18 protein-coding genes are annotated in these 17,938 nt (G+C 63.7%); 6 read left to right on the forward strand and 12 right to left on the reverse strand.

Annotated features, from left to right (window positions below):
* Positions 1 to 173: 173 nt before the first annotated feature.
* The 3 genes from GWL_RS15075 to GWL_RS15085 are packed head-to-tail and all read right to left on the reverse strand — an operon-like array spanning position 174 to position 2,774.
* A complete protein-coding gene (locus GWL_RS15075) occupies positions 174 to 1,046 on the reverse strand; it encodes a sugar phosphate isomerase/epimerase (RefSeq protein WP_008331693.1) in 873 nt (290 codons plus the stop codon).
* Positions 1,043 to 1,888, reverse strand: a complete 846-nt coding sequence (locus tag GWL_RS15080; protein WP_008331694.1) for a shikimate dehydrogenase — start codon at positions 1,886 to 1,888, stop codon at positions 1,043 to 1,045. The genes GWL_RS15075 and GWL_RS15080 overlap by 4 nt, the downstream gene beginning before the upstream one ends.
* Positions 1,889 to 1,892: 4 nt before the next feature.
* A complete protein-coding gene (locus GWL_RS15085; RefSeq protein WP_034350938.1) occupies positions 1,893 to 2,774 on the reverse strand; it encodes a 4-hydroxyphenylpyruvate dioxygenase in 882 nt (293 codons plus the stop codon).
* 129 nt (positions 2,775 to 2,903) lie between these two features.
* Between GWL_RS15085 and GWL_RS15090 the strand changes: the two genes are divergently transcribed.
* Entirely contained in the window at positions 2,904 to 3,686 is a 783-nt protein-coding gene (locus GWL_RS15090; protein WP_008331696.1) for an IclR family transcriptional regulator C-terminal domain-containing protein, read from the forward strand.
* A 16-nt stretch (positions 3,687 to 3,702) separates the two neighbouring features.
* Positions 3,703 to 4,515: an IclR family transcriptional regulator C-terminal domain-containing protein gene (locus GWL_RS15095; protein WP_008331697.1), complete on the forward strand. Its 813-nt coding sequence runs from the start codon at positions 3,703 to 3,705 to the stop codon at positions 4,513 to 4,515.
* 21 nt (positions 4,516 to 4,536) lie between these two features.
* On the opposite strand, the gene GWL_RS15100 is transcribed toward GWL_RS15095, so the two are convergent.
* The gene (locus GWL_RS15100; protein ID WP_008331705.1) at positions 4,537 to 5,190 is read right to left on the reverse strand and encodes an oxygen-insensitive NAD(P)H-dependent nitroreductase NfsB; all 654 of its coding nucleotides are present in this window, start codon (positions 5,188 to 5,190) and stop codon (positions 4,537 to 4,539) included.
* A 196-nt stretch (positions 5,191 to 5,386) separates the two neighbouring features.
* Between GWL_RS15100 and GWL_RS15105 the strand changes: the two genes are divergently transcribed.
* The gene (locus GWL_RS15105) at positions 5,387 to 6,292 is read left to right on the forward strand and encodes a LysR family transcriptional regulator (RefSeq protein ID WP_008331707.1); all 906 of its coding nucleotides are present in this window, start codon (positions 5,387 to 5,389) and stop codon (positions 6,290 to 6,292) included.
* Positions 6,293 to 6,304: 12 nt separating this feature from the next.
* Here the strand turns inward: GWL_RS15105 and GWL_RS15110 are convergent, their stop codons facing one another.
* The 7 genes from GWL_RS15110 to GWL_RS15140 all read right to left on the reverse strand — a co-directional run bounded on the left by GWL_RS15110 (position 6,305) and on the right by GWL_RS15140 (position 14,350).
* Positions 6,305 to 7,261, reverse strand: a complete 957-nt coding sequence (locus tag GWL_RS15110) for a DMT family transporter (protein WP_008331709.1) — start codon at positions 7,259 to 7,261, stop codon at positions 6,305 to 6,307.
* A 328-nt stretch (positions 7,262 to 7,589) separates the two neighbouring features.
* Positions 7,590 to 9,170 (reverse strand): methyl-accepting chemotaxis protein, encoded by a 1,581-nt coding sequence (locus tag GWL_RS15115; protein WP_034351229.1) that lies wholly within the window; start codon positions 9,168 to 9,170, stop codon positions 7,590 to 7,592.
* A 192-nt stretch (positions 9,171 to 9,362) separates the two neighbouring features.
* On the reverse strand, positions 9,363 to 10,787 hold the full coding sequence (hydA, locus tag GWL_RS15120; RefSeq protein WP_008331711.1) for a dihydropyrimidinase: 1,425 nt from the start codon (positions 10,785 to 10,787) through the stop codon (positions 9,363 to 9,365).
* 101 nt (positions 10,788 to 10,888) lie between these two features.
* On the reverse strand, positions 10,889 to 11,617 hold the full coding sequence (locus GWL_RS15125; protein WP_008331712.1) for an aspartate/glutamate racemase family protein: 729 nt from the start codon (positions 11,615 to 11,617) through the stop codon (positions 10,889 to 10,891).
* A gap of 11 nt (positions 11,618 to 11,628) precedes the next feature.
* On the reverse strand, positions 11,629 to 12,420 hold the full coding sequence (locus GWL_RS15130; protein ID WP_008331714.1) for an ABC transporter ATP-binding protein: 792 nt from the start codon (positions 12,418 to 12,420) through the stop codon (positions 11,629 to 11,631).
* A gap of 45 nt (positions 12,421 to 12,465) precedes the next feature.
* The gene (locus tag GWL_RS15135) at positions 12,466 to 13,281 is read right to left on the reverse strand and encodes an ABC transporter permease (protein ID WP_008331731.1); all 816 of its coding nucleotides are present in this window, start codon (positions 13,279 to 13,281) and stop codon (positions 12,466 to 12,468) included.
* Between the two features lie 28 nt (positions 13,282 to 13,309).
* Positions 13,310 to 14,350, reverse strand: coding sequence for an ABC transporter substrate-binding protein (locus GWL_RS15140; RefSeq protein WP_008331733.1), 1,041 nt, complete (start codon positions 14,348 to 14,350; stop codon positions 13,310 to 13,312).
* A 361-nt stretch (positions 14,351 to 14,711) separates the two neighbouring features.
* On the opposite strand from GWL_RS15140, the gene GWL_RS15145 reads away from it, so the two are divergent.
* From GWL_RS15145 to GWL_RS15155, 3 genes are all read left to right on the forward strand, one after another.
* The gene (locus GWL_RS15145) at positions 14,712 to 15,476 is read left to right on the forward strand and encodes a GntR family transcriptional regulator (RefSeq protein WP_008331734.1); all 765 of its coding nucleotides are present in this window, start codon (positions 14,712 to 14,714) and stop codon (positions 15,474 to 15,476) included.
* A gap of 86 nt (positions 15,477 to 15,562) precedes the next feature.
* On the forward strand, positions 15,563 to 16,357 hold the full coding sequence (locus tag GWL_RS15150) for an enoyl-CoA hydratase (protein WP_008331737.1): 795 nt from the start codon (positions 15,563 to 15,565) through the stop codon (positions 16,355 to 16,357).
* Between the two features lie 278 nt (positions 16,358 to 16,635).
* Positions 16,636 to 17,208: a hypothetical protein gene (locus GWL_RS15155; protein WP_008331739.1), complete on the forward strand. Its 573-nt coding sequence runs from the start codon at positions 16,636 to 16,638 to the stop codon at positions 17,206 to 17,208.
* An 18-nt stretch (positions 17,209 to 17,226) separates the two neighbouring features.
* Here GWL_RS15155 and GWL_RS15160 read toward each other — a convergent pair whose 3' ends face one another.
* The gene (locus GWL_RS15160) at positions 17,227 to 17,937 is read right to left on the reverse strand and encodes a response regulator (protein WP_008331741.1); all 711 of its coding nucleotides are present in this window, start codon (positions 17,935 to 17,937) and stop codon (positions 17,227 to 17,229) included.
* Between the last annotated feature and the right edge of the window lies 1 nt (position 17,938).

Genomic DNA, 17,938 nt, shown 5'->3' on the forward strand with positions numbered 1-17,938 from the left:
AGGATGAAGGGCGGTGCGATGTCATGAGGTCTCCTCTGTTGTGGTGATGCGCACCGGCCCCAGGGGAGACGGTGCCGCATCGTCAAACCCGCTCGCTATGGTCTTGTTGTGGCGAGCCGGCGGTAATGCCGATGACTGATTGTTGACTGCAGGTTAAAGATCACGCAGTGCGTTCACGCCGCCACCGGCTCACGTGCCCGCAAGCCGCGCCGCAAGACCTGATCGGTCACCCACTTGGCGGACCGGCGCGCACGCTCGGCCACCACGGCCGGCGACATCTGCAGGTAATCGTCATTGAACACTTCAAAGCTGTAGTCGCCGCGATAGCCGCCGCGATGCAGGCGTCGCACCATGTCCGACAGTTCCGGCGAATGCTCGCCCTCACCGGGGAAGACGCGTAAATGACGCGCCGTCTCCACCCGTTCTTCGGGCGTGCGGATCTCGCGCCACATGAAATCCGACAACTGGACCATCACGATGCGGCGACCGGGAATGGCCTCCAGGTCTTCCAGCGCGCCGCCATTGGCGAGGATGTGGAAGGAATCGATCACCACGCCCAGGTTGGCATGATCGGCCATCTCCACCACTTCCCAAGCCTGCATGTATTGATTGATGTGACGCCCCCAGGACAAGGCCTCGAAGCCCACGCGAATGCCCAGCGGCACCGCCAGGTTGGCCAGCTTGGCGAGGTCGCGCGCGATATGGCGCGTATCGCCGCTGGCATGCTGCGAGGTCGAGGAGCACACCATCAGCAGCGGCGCGCCGACCGCCTTGCAGATCTGCAGCAGGTTGCGCGCCACGTCCACCTTGTAGTCGTGCAGGCTTCCCTGCAGACCTTCGTAATCGCGCATGACCTGGATGCCGGTGACGCGCACGCCGCTCTCGCGCACCAGCCTCACCGCCGCTTCCAGCCCGCCGGGATACGCGACCAGATCCTTGGACCACAGCATGAGCTGCGAGAAACCGGCTGCCTTCGAAGCGGCCAGCTTGGATTCCAGTCCACCCGGCAGGGTGATGGTGTCCATACCGAAATTGTCGAGGTTCACAATGCCTCCAGATGACGGAAATCGTCGGCAGCCACGCCCGGCCAGCCGAACAATTCGAGATACAACGGCGCCTGCTCGATGAGCATTTCCTTGCCCTTCTGGATGCGGCAGCCCTTGGCCCGGGCCTGCACCAGCAACTGGCTCATCTCGATCTTCATGCCGCAGTCGGCCACGATGGCCCCGGCACTCACGCCTTCCAGCGCAAAGGGCATCGGGTCGCCCGCGTGCATGCCCAGCGGCGTACAGTTCACCAGCAGGTCAACACCGCTGGCGTCCGGTGGCGCAAAGCGCACGCGGGTCGCCGGATAGGCCGCTTCCACACGCGCCAGCAGGGCTTCGGCCCCGGCGCGATTGGTATCGAAGACGCTGATCTCGGCCACGCCCTGCGCGGCCAGCGAGGCGACGATGGCACAACCGACACCACCAGTGCCCACCACCAGGGCGCGCGTCTTGTTCCACACCAGCGGACGGTCGGCGGCGGTACGGGCCAGTGCGCGGATGAAACCTTCGCCGTCGATCAGGTCGCCCCAGATCACGCCATCGGCATCGCGGTAGACCGCATTGCAGGCGCCGGCCACACGGGCGCGCAGGGTGGCCTGTTCGACCGCATCCAGGGTCATGGGCTTGTGCGGAATGGAAACGAAGATGCCGCCGACGTTTTCCGTCTTCATGAACATGCGCACGGCTTCGCAATAGCGCTCGGGTTCGATCTTGAACGGGATCACGCGTGCATCCAGATCGTGATGCCTGAAGTAAGCGTTGAACAAGGTCGGTGCCTTCACCTGTTCCACCGGCCAGCCGATGACAGGGAAGATGCGGGTGGTGCCTGTGATTTCCTTCATGGTCTCAGTTCTTGTCTTTCTGGCTGCGGACCAGTTCGAAACTGATGCCGCCCTTGTAAAGCTGGGTGAGCGCGCCACGCTCGCTGATCTGGGTGGGTGCACGGTCGACGAAGATCACGCCGCGCTCCTGCAATTGCCGCACGGCTTGCAGCACGTCGGACGTGCCCAGGCCCAGGCGCAGCCACTCTTCTTCCCAATGGATGTCTTCAGTGCCCGCGGGCGGTTCCACCAGCTGGATGTAGAACTGGCGGCACGGACTGGCCAGCAGCATGCCCTTGGGCAGGATGCCGAAGAATTGCCCTTCCGGCAGCACCGAAAATCCCATCAAGGAAGAATAGAAGTCGATCCATTCGCGCGTGCGCTCCGGCCCCACCGCCTGCACCAGCCCGAAGAAGTGCATGCCCGAGAGCGCCGTGGTCTTGCGCCGCTCCTGGCTGGAAGGCTTGAAGTCAACGTCGTAGATGGAGAAATCGCGATAGCGGTCGACGAAGTAGATGATGGAATCGCCACAGCCATGAACACCCGGGATGTTCAGTTCCATCGCCCCGGCACGCGTGGGAATCGGCCAGGCACCCAGTTCGGTGACGCGGCGATAGGCCTCGTTGGCATCGCGCACGCGCAGCGCGATGGCGCTCAGGTTGGTGGCCTGCACCTCGTGATCGAAACCGGACCAGGCCGACACATCGGCGTTGACGATCACGTTCATCCCGCCCTGGGTGTAGAGCACCACCTCACGCGAACGATGGCGACCGACCTGTTCGAAACCCATGCGCTCAAGCACCGCGCCCAGCGCCAGCGGCTCGCTGGTGGCGTATTCGATGAACTCGATGCCATCGATGCCCAGCGGATTGGTGGGGACAGGATTGTTTTCTATGGTGTTCATCATGATCCCGATGATTTGTCTCGGAGCCGAGTATAGCCAAGCCCCACCCCCGCAAAAAGGCCGACATACGCCCAAACGTGCGATAATCGCGCAACTTGTTCGCCAATCACTCATTTCTGGACTTTTTTTACGATGATCGACCAAACCTCCGTGGAACTGGACATCCAGAAACGTGACCTGATCGAAGGATTGATGAAGGGATTTGATGTCATCACCGCCTTCAACAGCGATTCACCACAGCTGACGGCCAGCGAGGTGGCCGAGCGCGTGGGCCTGACCCGCAGCGCCGCGCGCCGTTATCTGCTCACGCTGGTGCACACCGGCATGGCGGCCTCGGACGGCAAGAAGTTCTGGCTCATGCCGCGTCTGTTGAACCTGGGCCAGTCCTATCTGGAATCGGCCCGCGTGCCGCGCGCGGTGGTGCCCTTCCTGCAACGGCTGACCCAGCAGTTGCAGGAGTCCACCAATTTCTCCCTGCTCGATGGCGACGAGATCGTCTACGTCACCCGCGTGACGGCTGCGCAGCTGGTCAATGCCGGTTTCGAGCCGGGCACGCGCCTGCCGGCCTACACCACCACGGCCGGTCGCGTGCTGCTGGGCATGCGCGAGGATGCCGAGATCGCCGCCTATCTGGACCGCGTGACCCTGATCCCGCACACCCACATGGCCATGACCGACAAGGCCGCCCTGTTCACCGAGATCGTCACCATGCGCAAGCAGGGCTATGGCATTACCGAGAACCAGTTCGAGATGGGCATGCGCGGCATCGCCATTGCGGTCAAGAACCGCAATGGCCGCGTCATCGGCGCCTTGAGCGTGACCTCCAACATCGCCGCCTGCTCGCGCGAGGAAGCCATCGCACGCGGCGTACCGGCGCTGCAGACCACGGCCAATACGCTGATGATGTGGGTATGAGGACGAGGGGTCAGCGATGAGCGAACGGGAGAAGATCGACTTGCCGGAAGACGGCAGCGAGGCTGGCGAGGGCGGCCTGGCCCGGCGCGACTGGATTGCCGGACTGGAGAAGGGATTGCTGATCCTGGAAGCCTTCGACTACGACAACCAGCGCATGACCTCGGCGCAGGTGGCGGCACGCACGGGCCTCTCACGCACCGCCGCGCGACGTTATCTGCTCACGCTGGAACACCTGGGCTACCTGCACAGCGAAGGCAAGACCTTCGCCCTCACGCCCCGGGTGCTGAAAGTGGGCTGGTCGTATTTCGATTCGGCGCCGCTGCCGCGCATCCTGCAACCGCATCTCCAGCAGATCACCGGGCAGACCGGCGAGGCCGTCTATGCCAGCGTGCTCGATGGCTGGGACCTGGTCTTCATCGCCCGCAACGGCACCACGCGGGTGATGACCACCGGCTTCGTGCTGGGCGCACGGGTACCGGCACAACTGGCCTCACCGGGCATCGTGATGCTCGGTGCCCTGCCCGAACAGCAGGTGCGCGACTGGCTGGCCACCTGTGCCATGACGCCCTTCACGCCCCACACCATCACCGATCCGGATCGCCTCTACGAGCTGATCGCGCAGGCACGCCAGCAGGGCTATGCCCTGGTGGAGCAGCAATTGCAGACGGGAGTACGCGGCATTGCGGTGCCGCTCAAGAATCGGCATGCCAAGGTGGTGGGGGCGCTCAGCCTGAGCTTCCCGCTGGCGGTGGAATCGCAGGAACAGACGCTGGCGCGCGTGCTGCCCGCCTTGCAGCAGGCAGCCAATGCGCTGATCCATCAGGTGTGAGGGACCAGCGCGTGATGCCGATTACAGGTCAGTGAAGACAGTCTCGGCAGCCAGGCGCGACTTCGGCAGCTTGGCATTGAAGTCATCGGCACCGCTGTAGCCCAGGCCGACCAGCACGACGCTGGTGAAACCCTTCTCGCGCAGGCCCAGTTCCTCATCCAGCACCTTGGCATTGAAACCTTCCATCGGCACGGCATCCACTTCCAGATCGGCCGCGCCCAAGAGCAGCGTGCCCAGCGCCAGGTAGACCTGCTTTTCCATCCAGTGCTGGGCATCCTTCAATTCATAGCGATGCAGGTTGCTGTAGAGCAGACGCGAGCCGTGCTGGCCGGCCTTGGCCTCGGCATTGGCGAAGCGGCCATCGGCGTCTTCTTTCTCCAGCACGGCGTCGAGGTGCGGCTCGCTGATGGCGGTGCGGGCGCACAGCACCAGCACGTGCGAGGCGTTGAGGATCTTGGGCAGGTTGTAGGGATGACCGGCTTCGGCGGCCTTGCCGATGCGGGCCTTGGCGGCATCAGTGGAAGCCACCACGAAATGCCAGGGCTGCGAATTTACCGACGATGGTGCCAGGCGCAGCAGCTCGCGCAGTTCGGCGATGATGTTCTCGGGGACCTTGCGGCTGGGATCGAAGGCTTTGGTGGAGTGACGTTTGCGGGCGGCTTGGAGCAGGCTCATGGGGTTTCCTTGCGTTTAATGGTGGTGGCGTTGAGCATTAAAGCGCGCTTAATGCTCATGAATTGGCGAGTGCGGCTTGCGTGACATCATCGGGCAGGATGCGGTTTCAACAAAGCCGAGCGGGACAGAAACATTTTCAAAAAATAATTGAAAGTAAAATGAGAACTTCGATCCTCCCTGTTCAACATTGCCGCTCATGATTCGTCTGGAAGACCTCGCCATCTTCGTCTGTGCCGCCGACAACGGCAGCCTCTCCGCCGCCGCCCGCCAGCACGATGTCACCCCTGCGGTGGCCAGTGCCGCCATGAAGCGCCTCGAAGGCGAACTCGGCGCACGCCTGCTGGCGCGCTCCACGCGCAGTCTGCGTCTGACGCCCGATGGCGAACGCTACCTGCAATACGCCCGCAACGTGCTGGCCGAAATCAATGCCGGACGCGACGCCGTGGCCCACGGCAGGCGCGTGGTCGGCGGCAACCTGTCGCTGTCGGTGCCCTCGGATTTCGGGCGCAACCTGATGTGCCAGTGGCTCGATGAATTCCAGGCCCAGCATCCGGCGGTGAGCCTGCAGGTGCGCATCAGCGATCGCGTGGCCGACATGTTCCGCCAGCCGGTGGAGGTGGCCATCCGCTACAGCCCGCCGGAAGATTCCAGCCTGGTCGCCCTGCCCCTGGCCCCCGACAACCGCCGCGTGCTGTGCGCCTCACCCGACTATCTGGCCCGCCATGGTCGTCCGCGTACCCCGGCCGACCTGCGCCAGCACAACTGCCTGCGCTATCTGCTGTCGGACATGCTGCATTCGCAGTGGACTTTTTTCCAGGACGGCACCCCGGTACCGGTGCAGGTCAACGGCGACCGCGTCTGCGACGATGGCGAACTGGTGCACCGCTGGGCCGTGGATGGCCGGGGCATTGCCTACAAGTCGCGACTGGATGTGCTGGCCGACCTGCGCAACGGCAGGCTGGAAGCCCTGATGGAAGATTACGCCGGAGAAGCTTCGCCGCTGAACCTGGTCTGCACGCATCGCATGAGCCTCTCGCCCACGGTGCGCGCATTGCGTGAACTGCTCGGCGAGCGCATTGCGCGTTACCTCACCGATCGCTGAAGAGCACCTGCATCACGCCTTGCTCAGGGTGCGACGCCAGCCCGGCGCGGGCAGCGCCGGCAAGAGCAGCCCCAGGCACAGCAGCCCCATGCCCAGCAGCAGATCGGCCGAGAGCTTCTCGCCGAAGACCAGCGAGGACAAGGTCAGGCCCACCACCGGCACACCCAGCATGCAGACCGAGACCGTCACCGGCGAGAGCCGCTGGGTCATCTGCAACACGATCAGGAAAGTCAGCGCGGTGGCCAGCGGACCGGTATAGGCAATCACGCCCCAGGAGTGCGGATCGGCCAGGAAGGTCGGTGCGCCATCCACCAGCAAGGCCAGCCCGCACAGCGGCACGGCGGCCACCAGCGTCTGCCAGGGCAGGAGGTCGAAGTCCAGCTTCACGCCGGGGGTCAGCTTGATCTGCAGAATGTTCATGGCCCAGGACAGCGAAGCCGCACCCAGCATCAGGTAGCCGATCATGCTGTGCAGGTCCGCATGCAGCAGCGCCGGCAGCACGATCACCGCCATGCCTGCATAGCTGCAGACGGTGGCCAGCGATTGCCGGGTGCTCAGTTTGTACTTCAACACCAGCGCTGCGCCCGGCACCACCCAGATCGAGGTGGCGTAGGCAATCAGCGAAGCGCGCCCCGGCATGACGAAGTGCAAGGCGCCCGTCACCAGCGCCGTGAAGAGACCCATCTGCAACACGCCCACACCAGCCACCACCGGCCACTCCTGGCGGGTCGGCAAGCGCAGCTTGCCCAGCGCGACAGCGATGGCGAAGCTGAGAATGGCAGCCGACAGGAAACGACTGGCTGCGAACCACAGCGGCGGGATGAACTGGCTGCCGAATTTCATCACCGGCCAGTTGCCGCCCCAGATGCAGATCGCCACGACCACGCAGACCAGGAAAAGCCGGCTCATCGGCTGCGGCCGGGAGGAGACAGGGCGGGCGGTGGCGGGTGCGGCAATGGCGGTGGACATCTGGGCTCCAGGAGGAAAAGGCGGAGCGCCGCAGGCCGGGAAACCGAGCCGTCCGGGGCATGCTGCAGCGCATCCAAACGGCTCTCATGGTAGAGAAGAGGCGGCAAATAGTGCTGCCGTATTTGAGGGGAGACAGGCATCTTGACAGCACTTGCTGCCGCCAAAGCACTGATCTTCAGATTATTTGTCTGCAAAGACCCATTTGGTGCAGCATGCACCACTCCGGAGCCACTGCAAGCCCATGGAAAAAGGGCGGCCTGCCGTTCCGCAGCAACCGCCCCCTTTCCGGCCGATATGAAGGTTAATGCGGGCAGGTGCCCGCCAACCCCTAGCGCACGGCCAGGCCCCCCTGCCCCTGTCGATCCAGGGTGAAGACTCCGACCAGATTGACCAGCTTTTCCGCCTGCTCCTGGAGCGACTGTGCGGCAGCGGCGGCCTGTTCCACCAGAGCGGCGTTCTGCTGGGTGGTTTCATCCATCTGGGTGATGGCTTCTCCGACCTGTTCGATGCCGGCGCTCTGTTCGTGGCTGGCGGTGGCGATCTCGCTGACCACGGTGGAAACGCCCTGGATGCTGTCCACCACTTCCTGCATGGTCTGCCCGGCCTGCTGGACCAGGTGGGTCCCGGTATCGACCTTGCCTACCGAATCGTCGATCAACTGCTTGATCTCCTTGGCGGCGGCGGCCGAGCGCTGGGCCAGCGAGCGCACTTCCGAAGCCACCACGGCAAAGCCCCGCCCCTGCTCGCCGGCGCGGGCCGCTTCCACCGCAGCGTTCAGCGCCAGGATATTGGTCTGGAAGGCGATGCCGTCGATGACGCTGATGATGTCCACGATCTTGCGCGAGGAGGCATTGATGGAGGCCATGGTCTGCACCACCTGCCCCACCACTTCACCGCCCTGGATCGCCACCTTGGCCGCACCCGAAGCCAGTTGGTTGGCGTGCTGGGCGTTGGCGGCGTTCTGCCTGACGGTGGAGGTCAGTTCTTCCATGGCCGAGGCGGTCTCTTCGAGCGAACCGGCCTGTTGCTCGGTACGGTTGGAGAGGTCCATGTTGCCGTTGGCGATTTCATCGACCGAGGTCTTGATGGACACGGTCGCCCCCTTGATGCCTTGCACGGTCTGAACCAGGCGATCGCGCGTATAGGCCACGGCCGCCACCAGGCTGTGCTGGTCGCCGCTGCTGGTGCGGATGCTGCCGGTGAGGTCACCGGCGGCGATCTTGCGCGCCATCGCGGCGGCTTCGGAGGGCTCGCCGCCGATGGAGCGGAAGATGTTGCGCGAGACCAGGCCGGCGATAATGGACAGCAGCACGCCCAGCGCGATGAGCACCACCACGGCCTGCACCAGGGCGCGACGGAAGTCGGCCTCGATGTCATCGGAATAGACGCTGCAGATCAGGTCCCAATTCCAGGGCTTGAAACGCTTGACGAAGCCCATCTTGGGGCTGGGCTTGTCGCTGCCCGGGCGCGGCCACCAGTATTGAAGAAAACCCTTGCCGCTCGGCGAAGCGCCGGCGGCGGCGATCATCTTGTAGAGTTCGTTGCCCTTGGCATCCTTGAAGGAGAGCATGTTGCGGCCATCGAGCTTGGTGTTGATGGGGTGCATGACGATGGTGGAATCGGCCCCCACCAGGGTGACGTAGCCGTCGCCCGTATAGCGCTGGTCGCGGATGCGGGCGATGGCACCCTGTTGCGCCTCGGCGCGGGAGAGCTTGCCGTCGGCCTCCAGTTTGGCGAAGCCGGCCACGGTGGTATAGGCCATTTCGGTCACGTCCTCCAGCCCGCGCTGGCGTTCGGCGATCTGCAGGTCACGGGTCTGGTAGGCATGCCAGACGGAGAGGAACAGCAAGGCCATCCAGGAGAACACCAGGGGTAGCCAGAGTTTTTTCTTCAGCGAGAGTCGATTCATCATGAGCGTGGAGGCGTGGTCGTTATCGGAAAGGGCGAAACAGACGTCATTGGCGGGAATGACACGACCACGCAGCCCCAGCTTGCCGCCAGGCAATCCATGGCGATCCTCCCCCCATGCAGATTACGGCTTGCGACACGCACACTAAAGGCCAAACTGACAATTAATCGATAAATTGTTTATAAATTCTTGTTAGCCAGGAATTTGCACCTTGGGCCGGGCCGGATCCGGCAAGCCGCAGGGCAGGAATTGCCCGCGCCCCGGCGCCCCCAGCACCTCGCCATCACGCCACACAATCTCGCCGCGTGAGACCGTCAGCACCGGCCAGCCGGTCAGCGGCATGCCTTCATAGGGCGTGTAGTCTACATCGTGATGCAGCATGCTGTTGCGCACCGTGACCTGGCGGTGCGGGTCCCAGATGGCGATGTCGGCATCGCTGCCGATGGCGATGGTGCCCTTGCGCGGATAGAGGCCATACATCTTGGCCGGGTCGGTGGCGGTCAGCGCCACGAAACGATTGAGATCGATACGGCCCTTGCCCACGCCTTCGGAGAACAGGATGGGCATGCGCGTCTCCAGCCCTGGCGTGCCATTGGGGATGTAGCGGAACGGCACTTCCTGCCCGCCCGGTTTCTTGCCTTGCGCATCCTCGTAGCGGAACGGCGCATGGTCCGAGGAAAACACCGTGAACAAGCCACTGGCCAGGCCATCCCAGACATATTGCTGGTTGGCCTTGTCGCGCGGCGGCGGGCTGCAGACGCACTTGGCACCGTGGTAGCCGTCATCGAGTTGCTCGGCCGTCAGCACCAGGTATTGCGGGCAGGTCTCGGCATGGATGCGCAGGCCGTGACCGTGCGCCCAGCGGATCTGCTCGATGGCTTCGCGGCCGGAGACATGCACGATCAGGATGGGCACGTCCACCAGTTCGGACAGGGCGATGGCGCGATGCGTGGCCTCGCGTTCCACCATCATCGGCCGCGAATGGGCGTGGTATTTGGGCGCGGTCAGCCCGGCTTCTTCCAGCTGCTCGGTGAGCCAGCCGATGCAGTCGGCATTTTCCGCATGCACCATGACCAGCGCCCCTTCCCGGCGCGCCAGCGCCAGCAGGTCGAGGATCTGGCGGTCATTGAGCTTGAGATCGTCATAGGTCATGTAGATCTTGAAGGAGGTGTAGCCCTCGCGCACCAGTTGCGGCAACTCGTTCCTGAGGACCTCTTCGCTGGGGTCGCTGACGATCATGTGGAAGGCATAATCGATCACCGCCTTGCCCTCGGCGCGGCGATGGTAATCCTCCACCGCCGCGCGCAAGGAACCGCCCTTGGCCTGCGCCGCGAACGGGATGACCGTGGTGGTGCCGCCGCAGGCAGCGGAAATGGTGCCGCTGCGAAAATCGTCGGCCATGCGCAGCCCCTCTTCCATCGGCTGGTCCAGATGGCAATGCGCATCCACGCCGCCGGGCAGCACCAGCTTGCCGCTGGCATCGATCTCTTCACGGCCGGGCGGCAGTCCGCGTCCCAGCATGGCGACCTTGCCGTCCTTGATGCCGACGTCGCACTGCATGATGTCGGAGGCGGTCGCCACGGTACCGTTGCGGATCACCAGGTCAAAGCTGTCCATCTGTATTCCTTTCCAACAAGCGTGTATCACCCCGCGCCGCCGGCAACAGCCGGTGCGTCAGTCAAGGGAGGTAGAAGAAATTGCCGCAGAGGCGGCCAGCGCTAGCGCACGTCGCGGAACAGGCTGCCCCAGCCGCGAATGCGCGAAGGATCGGCACCGGCCTGTTGCAGTGATTTCCAGACCACGGTGGAGATGGTGTCGTAGATCGGGATGCCGACCTCGCGCTCCAGCTCTTCCACCAACGGAGCACCGCGCAGGTTGGTGCAGAAGATGGTGATGGCCTGCGGCTTGTCCCTGGCGACTTCGCGGACCATGGCACGCAGTTCGTCGGCACTGACTTCGGAGAAAGAGAAATTGTCCTGCTTGCGCAGGTGGCGTTCTGACACGCACTCCAGCCCCGAGGCTGCGTAGTTCTTGATGATGGCGGCCTGCACCTCGTCCAGATAAGGCGTGACCAGACCGAAACGCTTCACGCCGGTGATGTCGAAGATTTCGTTCAAGGCCAGCACCGACGTGCAGGCCGCAATGCCGGTGGCGTCGGTGATGCGACGGCACAGGCGTTCATCGGCATCGAAACCCAGCCAGCCCGAAGAGGTGCCATTCCAGGCGATGCTGCCGACCTTGGCATGCGAGAGCAGTTCGGCGGCGCGCAGGATCTCGCTGTCGTCGAACTGCGCCAGGGCCTGATTGGACAGCGCGATCTCGGTCACCCGAAAACGTCCGAAATGCGCACTGGCCTCGGGGATGTCGGCCAGCATGGCGGTGGTGACCGGTTCCAGCGTGGTGTTGGAGGACGGCGTGAGCATGCCGAGCAGAGTACGTGGGATCATGAGATTTCCTTTCAGGCTGCCAGCAGGGCAGCGTCGGCATGGGCCAGCGCCGATTCCTCGCGGATCAGGCTCAGCACGTGGCGCTTGTATTGGTTGAATTCGGGCGTGGTGGTATCACGCGGACGCGGCAGGTCGATGTCGATCAGCTCGCGCATGCGACCGGGCCGGTGCGTCATCACCGCTACCTTGGTGGCCAGGATCAGCGCTTCATCCACGCTGTGGGTAACGAAGACGATGGTGCCCTCGTAGCGCTGCCACAGGGCCACCAGTTCTTCCTGCATTTCCATCTTGGTCTGCGCATCGAGTGCGGCGAAGGGTTCGTCCATCAGGATCACCGAGGGATTTTGCAGCAGTGCGCGGGCAATCCCCACGCGCTGCGCCATGCCTCCCGAGAGTTCGCTCGGATAGTGATTCTCGAAACCCTTGAGCTTGACCGTCTCGATGAAAGGCTGTGCCGCCGCACGTCGTTGGGCGGCACTCTTGCCCTGCAGCTTGAGCGAGAATGCGACGTTGTCCCAGACCGGCAACCAGGGCATCAGGTTGGCCTGCTGGAACACCATACCGCGATCCGCGCCGGGACCGGTGATGGGCTTGCCGGCCACGGTCACCACGCCACTGGTGGGAAACTCAAAGCCGGCGATCATGTTCAACAGCGTCGACTTGCCACAGCCGGAGGGACCGAGCAGGCAGAGGAATTCCTTCTTTTCCAGGCGCAGGCTCACGTGGTCGATGGCCAGCATGTCGGTGCCGCGCTTGCGGTCCTTGAAGACCTTGACGATATCGTTGAGTTCGATGAATGCCATGATGCGATGTCCTTGATCGTTGATGAACAGCCCGAGGCCGTCTTTTCAGCCCTTGCCCTGCACGGTAGCCACGTGCTGCCAGCGCAGCATGGAGTGCATGATCTGCTTGAGGATCCAGTCCGCCAGGAAACCCAGCAGGCCGATGCTGATCATGGCCGCGATCACCAGGTCATAGCGCAGGAAGTAATACGAATCCCACAGCGCATAGCCCAGCCCGCTCTTGACGGCCACCATCTCGGCAGTCACCGTCAACATCCAGGCACTGCCGATGCCGATACGCAGGCCGGCAAAGATGCTGGGCATGGCCGCCGGCAGGATCACGAAGCGCAGCAGCTGGCTCTGTTTTGCGCCGGCCATGGCGGCAGCGCGCAGCAGGTTGCGGTCGGCGGTTTTGACGCCATGGACGGTATTCATCAGGATCGGGAAGAAAGCCCCCAGGAACACCAGGAAGATGGCCGGCTTGTTGGCGATACCGAACCAGATGATGGCCAGCGGAATCCATGACACCGGGGGAATCGGCCGCAGCATCTGCACCGTCGGTTCGATGGTGCGTTCGACCCAGCGCCACCAGCCGATGGCCACACCCAGCGCGATGCCCGAGACCGCCGCGATGAGGTAGCCTGCCGTCACGCGCAGGCAGCTGGCCATGGCGTCGTAGATCCATTTGCCGCTGCTGTCCTGGGCCGCTTCATTGAAGCCGAAAATCCAGTCCATCCAGGTCACGAACACCCGCGAGGGTGCCGGTAACAGCGCGGGCGGAATCACGCCCGAGCGGGAGAAGGCCTCCCAGAACAAGACCAGCAACAGCGGCACCGCAAAGCGCCACTTGGCTTCCGACAGGGATTGCTTCCATCCGCTCATGATGATTCCTTTGGGGCCAGATCGTGGATCAATAACCGAGTTCGGTCTTGGGCTTGCCGGTCACGCTCATCAGGAAGCTGTAGTCCATGTTCTTCTCGGCCAGGGCAGAGACATCGCTGGAGACGTATCGCAGGTCCTTCATCATCACGGCGATGGCCTTGGTCTGGGTGCGGTACATGCGATAGTCGGGATAGGCGTTCTTGAGCGCCTCGGTGGCGATCTTGGCATCCAGCCCGGTGCCCTTGACGATGCTGTTGATCCAGCCCTGCTTGTCCTTCTGCAGCCCGTCGACCAGCCGGACCACCGCCGCCACGGTCTCCTTGACCTCGGCCGGATGCTCCTTGATGACATCCGAACGCGTGACGATCAGGTTGGTCAGTCGCCCGGCCGCCTGGTCATAGGGATAGGCAAAATGCTTGCCAACCCCGGTCATGCGGATCTGCGAAGCGAAGGGCTCGACCGAGCAGATCAGCTCGACCTCGCCGCGCGCGAGTGCGGCGGCGTGGTCGGACGGGTTGGGGATGTTGACGAACTGGACGTCCTTGGAGGGATCGATGCCATGGCCGGCCAGTTCGCCCCGCATGTGCAGGTCCTGGGCATTGCCGCGCGAGGCTGCGATGCGGAAGGGCTTGCCCTCGGCCTTGTATTGCGCAATCAGCTTCTTGAGACCGGCCCAGTCATCCGAGGCCAGCGTGCTGTCCTTGCCCACCAGCATCTCCGAGCCACCATTGACCTGGCCCGACACCGCCACCAGGTCGAAGCCCTTGTCCAGACCGCTGACGTAGGCCAGGTAAGTCACCTGGGCAATGTCCACGCTCTTGGAGACCAAGGCCGTGAGGGCATCGCTGCCGGCGGTGAAGTTGATGCCCTCGATGTCCACGTTCTGCGCCAGCGCCGGCACCATGGCCATGGACATGCAGTGCGCACACTTGGCATAGGCCAGCTTGATCTTGGGCTTGGCCTGGGCCATGGCCGAACCGGCACCCAGAGCACTGCAGGCCAGCAGGGTGGCCAAGGCGGCAGCCTTGAAGAACAGGCCGGAGGGGGACTTGCGGACTTGCTGTTGCATGGTTTTCTCCCAGGTGGACAATCGAAACAGGCTATTTTGTGACAATTTGATTTTCTATTGCCACCGTTTATGCAAAGCCTGTGCCAGCCCGAAAAGCGCGCTCGCAGACGGCGAGAATTCTTCTTGAAGAGCCTTTGTAGCGGCCTTATCGGAATGTCTTTCCACTCTGCATTGCCGACCGACAATCCCGACGGGCGCACCAAAGGAAGCCGATTGCACCATCGCGACAAGAAAAACGCCCCACCAAAGTGCAACATTTCACAGTCATTTTTGTACGCCTAATTTTATTATTTTGTGACAATCAATCACCACAATTTTCCGCTATCATGGCGGGCAAATCCCAGTCATCCCATGAGAGAACATGCGCCCGACTCCCGCCAGCAGCCCCCGCAAGAAACCCGGCAAGCACGAGCATCCGGACACCAGCCCGCTCCCGGGTCAGGCCCTGAGCGTGCGACCGCTGGCCGGTGATGCCATCTATGAACGCATCGTCGGCGCCATCATGGAACACCGTCTCACGCCCGGCACCAAGCTGGTGGAGGAGAAGCTGGCCGGCATCTTCGGCGTGAACCGCACGCGGGTGCGCGAGGTGCTGGCGCGGCTGGCGCATGAGGGCCTGATCACGACCATTCCCAACCGTGGCGCCTTCGTCGCCAGCCCGACGCCGGAGGAAGCCCGCAACATCTTCGCCGCACGCCGCATGCTGGAACCGGCCCTGCTACGCCACCTGTGCGAGCACACCCGGCCCGAGCACATCGCGCTGTTGCGTGCGCATGTGGCCGAGGAAGCGCAGGCGCGCGCCAGCAACGACCGGCGCGCCATCATCCGGCTCTCGGGGGAATTCCACATCCGTATTGCCGACATGGTGGACAACCCGGTGATGAGCAAGATGATGCGTGAGCTGGCCTCGCTGACCTGCCTCATCATCGTGCTGTACGACTCCCCGACCGTGCCGGCCTGCACCCATGATGACCACGGCGACATCATCGACGCCATCTCCGCCGGTCGCACGGAAAAGGCGGTGGCCACCATGCTGGCGCACCTGCACCATATCGAGAGCGTGCTCGACATGTCCGCCCCCCAGGGTGAGGACGAAGACCTGGAGGCGCTGCTGGGCATGGTGTAGGGGCTGCATCGAAGCAGCGCTTGAGGTAGTCTTCCGGGAGGCCCGGCGATGACATGACACGGGCGCCCCCATTCGGAGACCACACCATGCAAGAGACAAGCCAGGACCTGCTGCTGCGCCACGACCAGCACGGCATCACCACGCTCACCCTGAACCGGCCGGCACAATTCAATGCTCTCTCCGACGCCATGCTGGCGGCCTTGCAGGCGCAGCTCGATGCGCTGGCGCAAGATACGCAGGTACGCTGCGTGATTCTGGCTGCCCAGGGCCGCGCCTTCTGCGCCGGCCACGACCTGCGCGAAATGCGCGCCACCCCCGAGCAGGCTTGCTACCGGCAATTGTTTGACCGCTGCAGCCGTCTGATGCAGTCGCTGCGGGCGTTGCCGGTCCCGGTCATCGCCAAGGTGCAGGGGCTGGCCACGGCCGCCGGCTGCCAGCTGGTGGCCAGCTGTGACCTGGCGGTGGCGTCCGACCAGGCGCGCTTTGCGGTATCGGGCATCAATGTGGGCCTCTTCTGTTCCACCCCGGCGGTGGCCTTGACGCGCAACCTGCCGATCAAGCGGGCTTTCGAGATGCTTGTTACCGGCAGGTTCATCGATGCGACCACAGCAGAGCAGTGGGGGCTCATCAATCAAGTGGTGCGGGCCGATGAGCTCGACGCCGCCACCGAGGCGCTGGCCCGCGAGATCTGCAGCAAGCCTGCCGTCTCGATTGCGCGCGGCAAGGCCATGGTGTATCGCCAGCAGATGATGGCGCTGCCGGATGCGTATGCCCATGCTGCCGAGGTGATGGCCTGCAACATCATGGATGCCGAGGCGATGGAGGGGATACAGGCGTTTCTGGAGAAGCGTGCGCCCAACTGGCCCGGACGGGGGGATTGATCAGGTTTTCATCAGATACCAGAAGACGGGCTGTATCGTCCGGGATCAGATGGTTGCAGACGCAAAGAAAACACTGTGGGGCCATATGCAGGGAAAAATCGGCCACGCCAAACAATAAAGAAAAGTTAGAACCCATTTCATCAACAGGCCCCAGGTTCATATCGTCCTGGAGCCACCCTCGGGCAGTCCCTGACTCAAGCCCCGGTCGGGCTGGACAATCGGTCAGGCTGACGGCAAGATGCGGCATCCTCACTCCTGCCCTTCACGCCGAGCTGCCCATGCAAGCCGATTACGCCACCATCCTGCAATGGATCTACCTGTTCAATTCCCTGGCCCTGGCCCAGCTGGCTCTGAAGCAACTGGGCCGGCGACGCAAGGCGCGCACACTGGAGCAAGGCTTCCGCGCCGCCCGGACCGCAGAATGGCGCAACACGGCGCCGGACTTCATGAACGCGCGCCTGGGGCCGCCCCACGCTCAGCAGGCGCGCGAGGATGGCACCACGCTGTACCGCTGGCGTGGTGAGCGCCACTGGCTGGATGCACTGTACCGTGACGGTCGATGCGAGAGCGTGGACATCTCCGATCATCTGGAAGAAAGCTTCCCCACCGTCAATACCTACTTCAACTGCGCGGTGCTGGCTGCGCTGGCCTGCGCCTGGAAGTTCTCGGGACTGGCCGATGCACCGGACCTGGAAGTCACTGCGGCCGGCAAGCAATACCTGGCCAATTTCATCGTCTTCGTGGCCGGGGCCTGGCTGCTTTCCTTCGTGCTCAAGCGCCAGCGCCTGCTGCTCAACCTGGGCTGCATCGTGATGGTCGGTCTGGCGCTGCCGCTGCTGAACTGGCCCTGATCCGTCAGCGATGGCCGCTCATTCGGCCACCACGTCGGCCAGCCGGTAACCCACGCCGATCTCGGTGAGGATGTGCACCGGCTGGGCTGCATCCTGCTCCAGCTTCTGGCGCAGGCGCTGCATGTAGATGCGCAGGTAATGGCCATCTTCCGCATGCGAAGGTCCCCAACCGGCCACCAGCAACTGGCGGTGCGTGATGACCCGTCCGGCGTCGCGCAGCAGCGTGGACAGCAGGCGGTATTCGATCTGCGTCAGATGCAGCGCCTCGCCATTGCGCGTCACGCTGCGGGCCGGCAAGTCCACCATCACCTCACCCAGCCGGTAGCGGCCACTGGACTGGCCAGCGCCTGAAGCGCGCGCGTGGCGACGCAACTGCGCGCGCATGCGGGCCAGCAGCTCGGGCATGCCGAAGGGCTTGACGAGATAGTCGTCGGCACCGGCGTCGAGGGCTTCCACTTTTTCCGATTCCTGGGTGCGCGCCGAGAGGATCACGATGGGCACGCTGCTCCAGTTGCGGATCTCGCTGACGACCTGCTTGCCATCGCCATCGGGCAGGCCGAGGTCGAGGATGATCAGGTCGGGCTTGCGGGTGCCGGCCTCGGTGACGCCTTCGCGCGCGCTCTTGGCTTCGTGGACGATGAAGCCCTCCTGTTCGAGCGCACTCCTGACCAGCTTGCGGATATGCGGATCATCTTCGATGAAGACGATGTTGCCTGCGTGTTCTTGCATG

Origin of the sequence: Herbaspirillum sp. GW103 (assembly GCF_000261365.1) — a bacterium.
Taxonomy (GTDB): Bacteria; Pseudomonadota; Gammaproteobacteria; order Burkholderiales; family Burkholderiaceae_D; genus Herbaspirillum.

Bases quoted from the DNA above. Each gene is read 5' to 3' on its own strand.
- GWL_RS15155 (WP_008331739.1), top strand. From the start codon at position 16,636: ATGCAAGCCGATTACGCCACCATCCTGCAATGGATCTACCTGTTCAAT.
- GWL_RS15145 (WP_008331734.1), top strand. From the start codon at position 14,712: ATGCGCCCGACTCCCGCCAGCAGCCCCCGCAAGAAACCCGGCAAGCAC.
- GWL_RS15125 (WP_008331712.1), bottom strand. From the start codon at position 11,617: ATGATCCCACGTACTCTGCTCGGCATGCTCACGCCGTCCTCCAACACC.
- GWL_RS15110 (WP_008331709.1), bottom strand. From the start codon at position 7,261: ATGTCCACCGCCATTGCCGCACCCGCCACCGCCCGCCCTGTCTCCTCC.
- GWL_RS15160 (WP_008331741.1), bottom strand. From the start codon at position 17,937: ATGCAAGAACACGCAGGCAACATCGTCTTCATCGAAGATGATCCGCAT.
- GWL_RS15100 (WP_008331705.1), bottom strand. From the start codon at position 5,190: ATGAGCCTGCTCCAAGCCGCCCGCAAACGTCACTCCACCAAAGCCTTC.
- GWL_RS15150 (WP_008331737.1), top strand. From the start codon at position 15,563: ATGCAAGAGACAAGCCAGGACCTGCTGCTGCGCCACGACCAGCACGGC.
- GWL_RS15140 (WP_008331733.1), bottom strand. From the start codon at position 14,350: ATGCAACAGCAAGTCCGCAAGTCCCCCTCCGGCCTGTTCTTCAAGGCT.
- GWL_RS15080 (WP_008331694.1), bottom strand. From the start codon at position 1,888: ATGAAGGAAATCACAGGCACCACCCGCATCTTCCCTGTCATCGGCTGG.
- GWL_RS15105 (WP_008331707.1), top strand. From the start codon at position 5,387: ATGATTCGTCTGGAAGACCTCGCCATCTTCGTCTGTGCCGCCGACAAC.
- hydA (WP_008331711.1), bottom strand. From the start codon at position 10,787: ATGGACAGCTTTGACCTGGTGATCCGCAACGGTACCGTGGCGACCGCC.
- GWL_RS15130 (WP_008331714.1), bottom strand. From the start codon at position 12,420: ATGGCATTCATCGAACTCAACGATATCGTCAAGGTCTTCAAGGACCGC.
- GWL_RS15090 (WP_008331696.1), top strand. From the start codon at position 2,904: ATGATCGACCAAACCTCCGTGGAACTGGACATCCAGAAACGTGACCTG.
- GWL_RS15085 (WP_034350938.1), bottom strand. From the start codon at position 2,774: ATGATGAACACCATAGAAAACAATCCTGTCCCCACCAATCCGCTGGGC.
- GWL_RS15095 (WP_008331697.1), top strand. From the start codon at position 3,703: ATGAGCGAACGGGAGAAGATCGACTTGCCGGAAGACGGCAGCGAGGCT.
- GWL_RS15135 (WP_008331731.1), bottom strand. From the start codon at position 13,281: ATGAGCGGATGGAAGCAATCCCTGTCGGAAGCCAAGTGGCGCTTTGCG.
- GWL_RS15115 (WP_034351229.1), bottom strand. From the start codon at position 9,170: ATGAATCGACTCTCGCTGAAGAAAAAACTCTGGCTACCCCTGGTGTTC.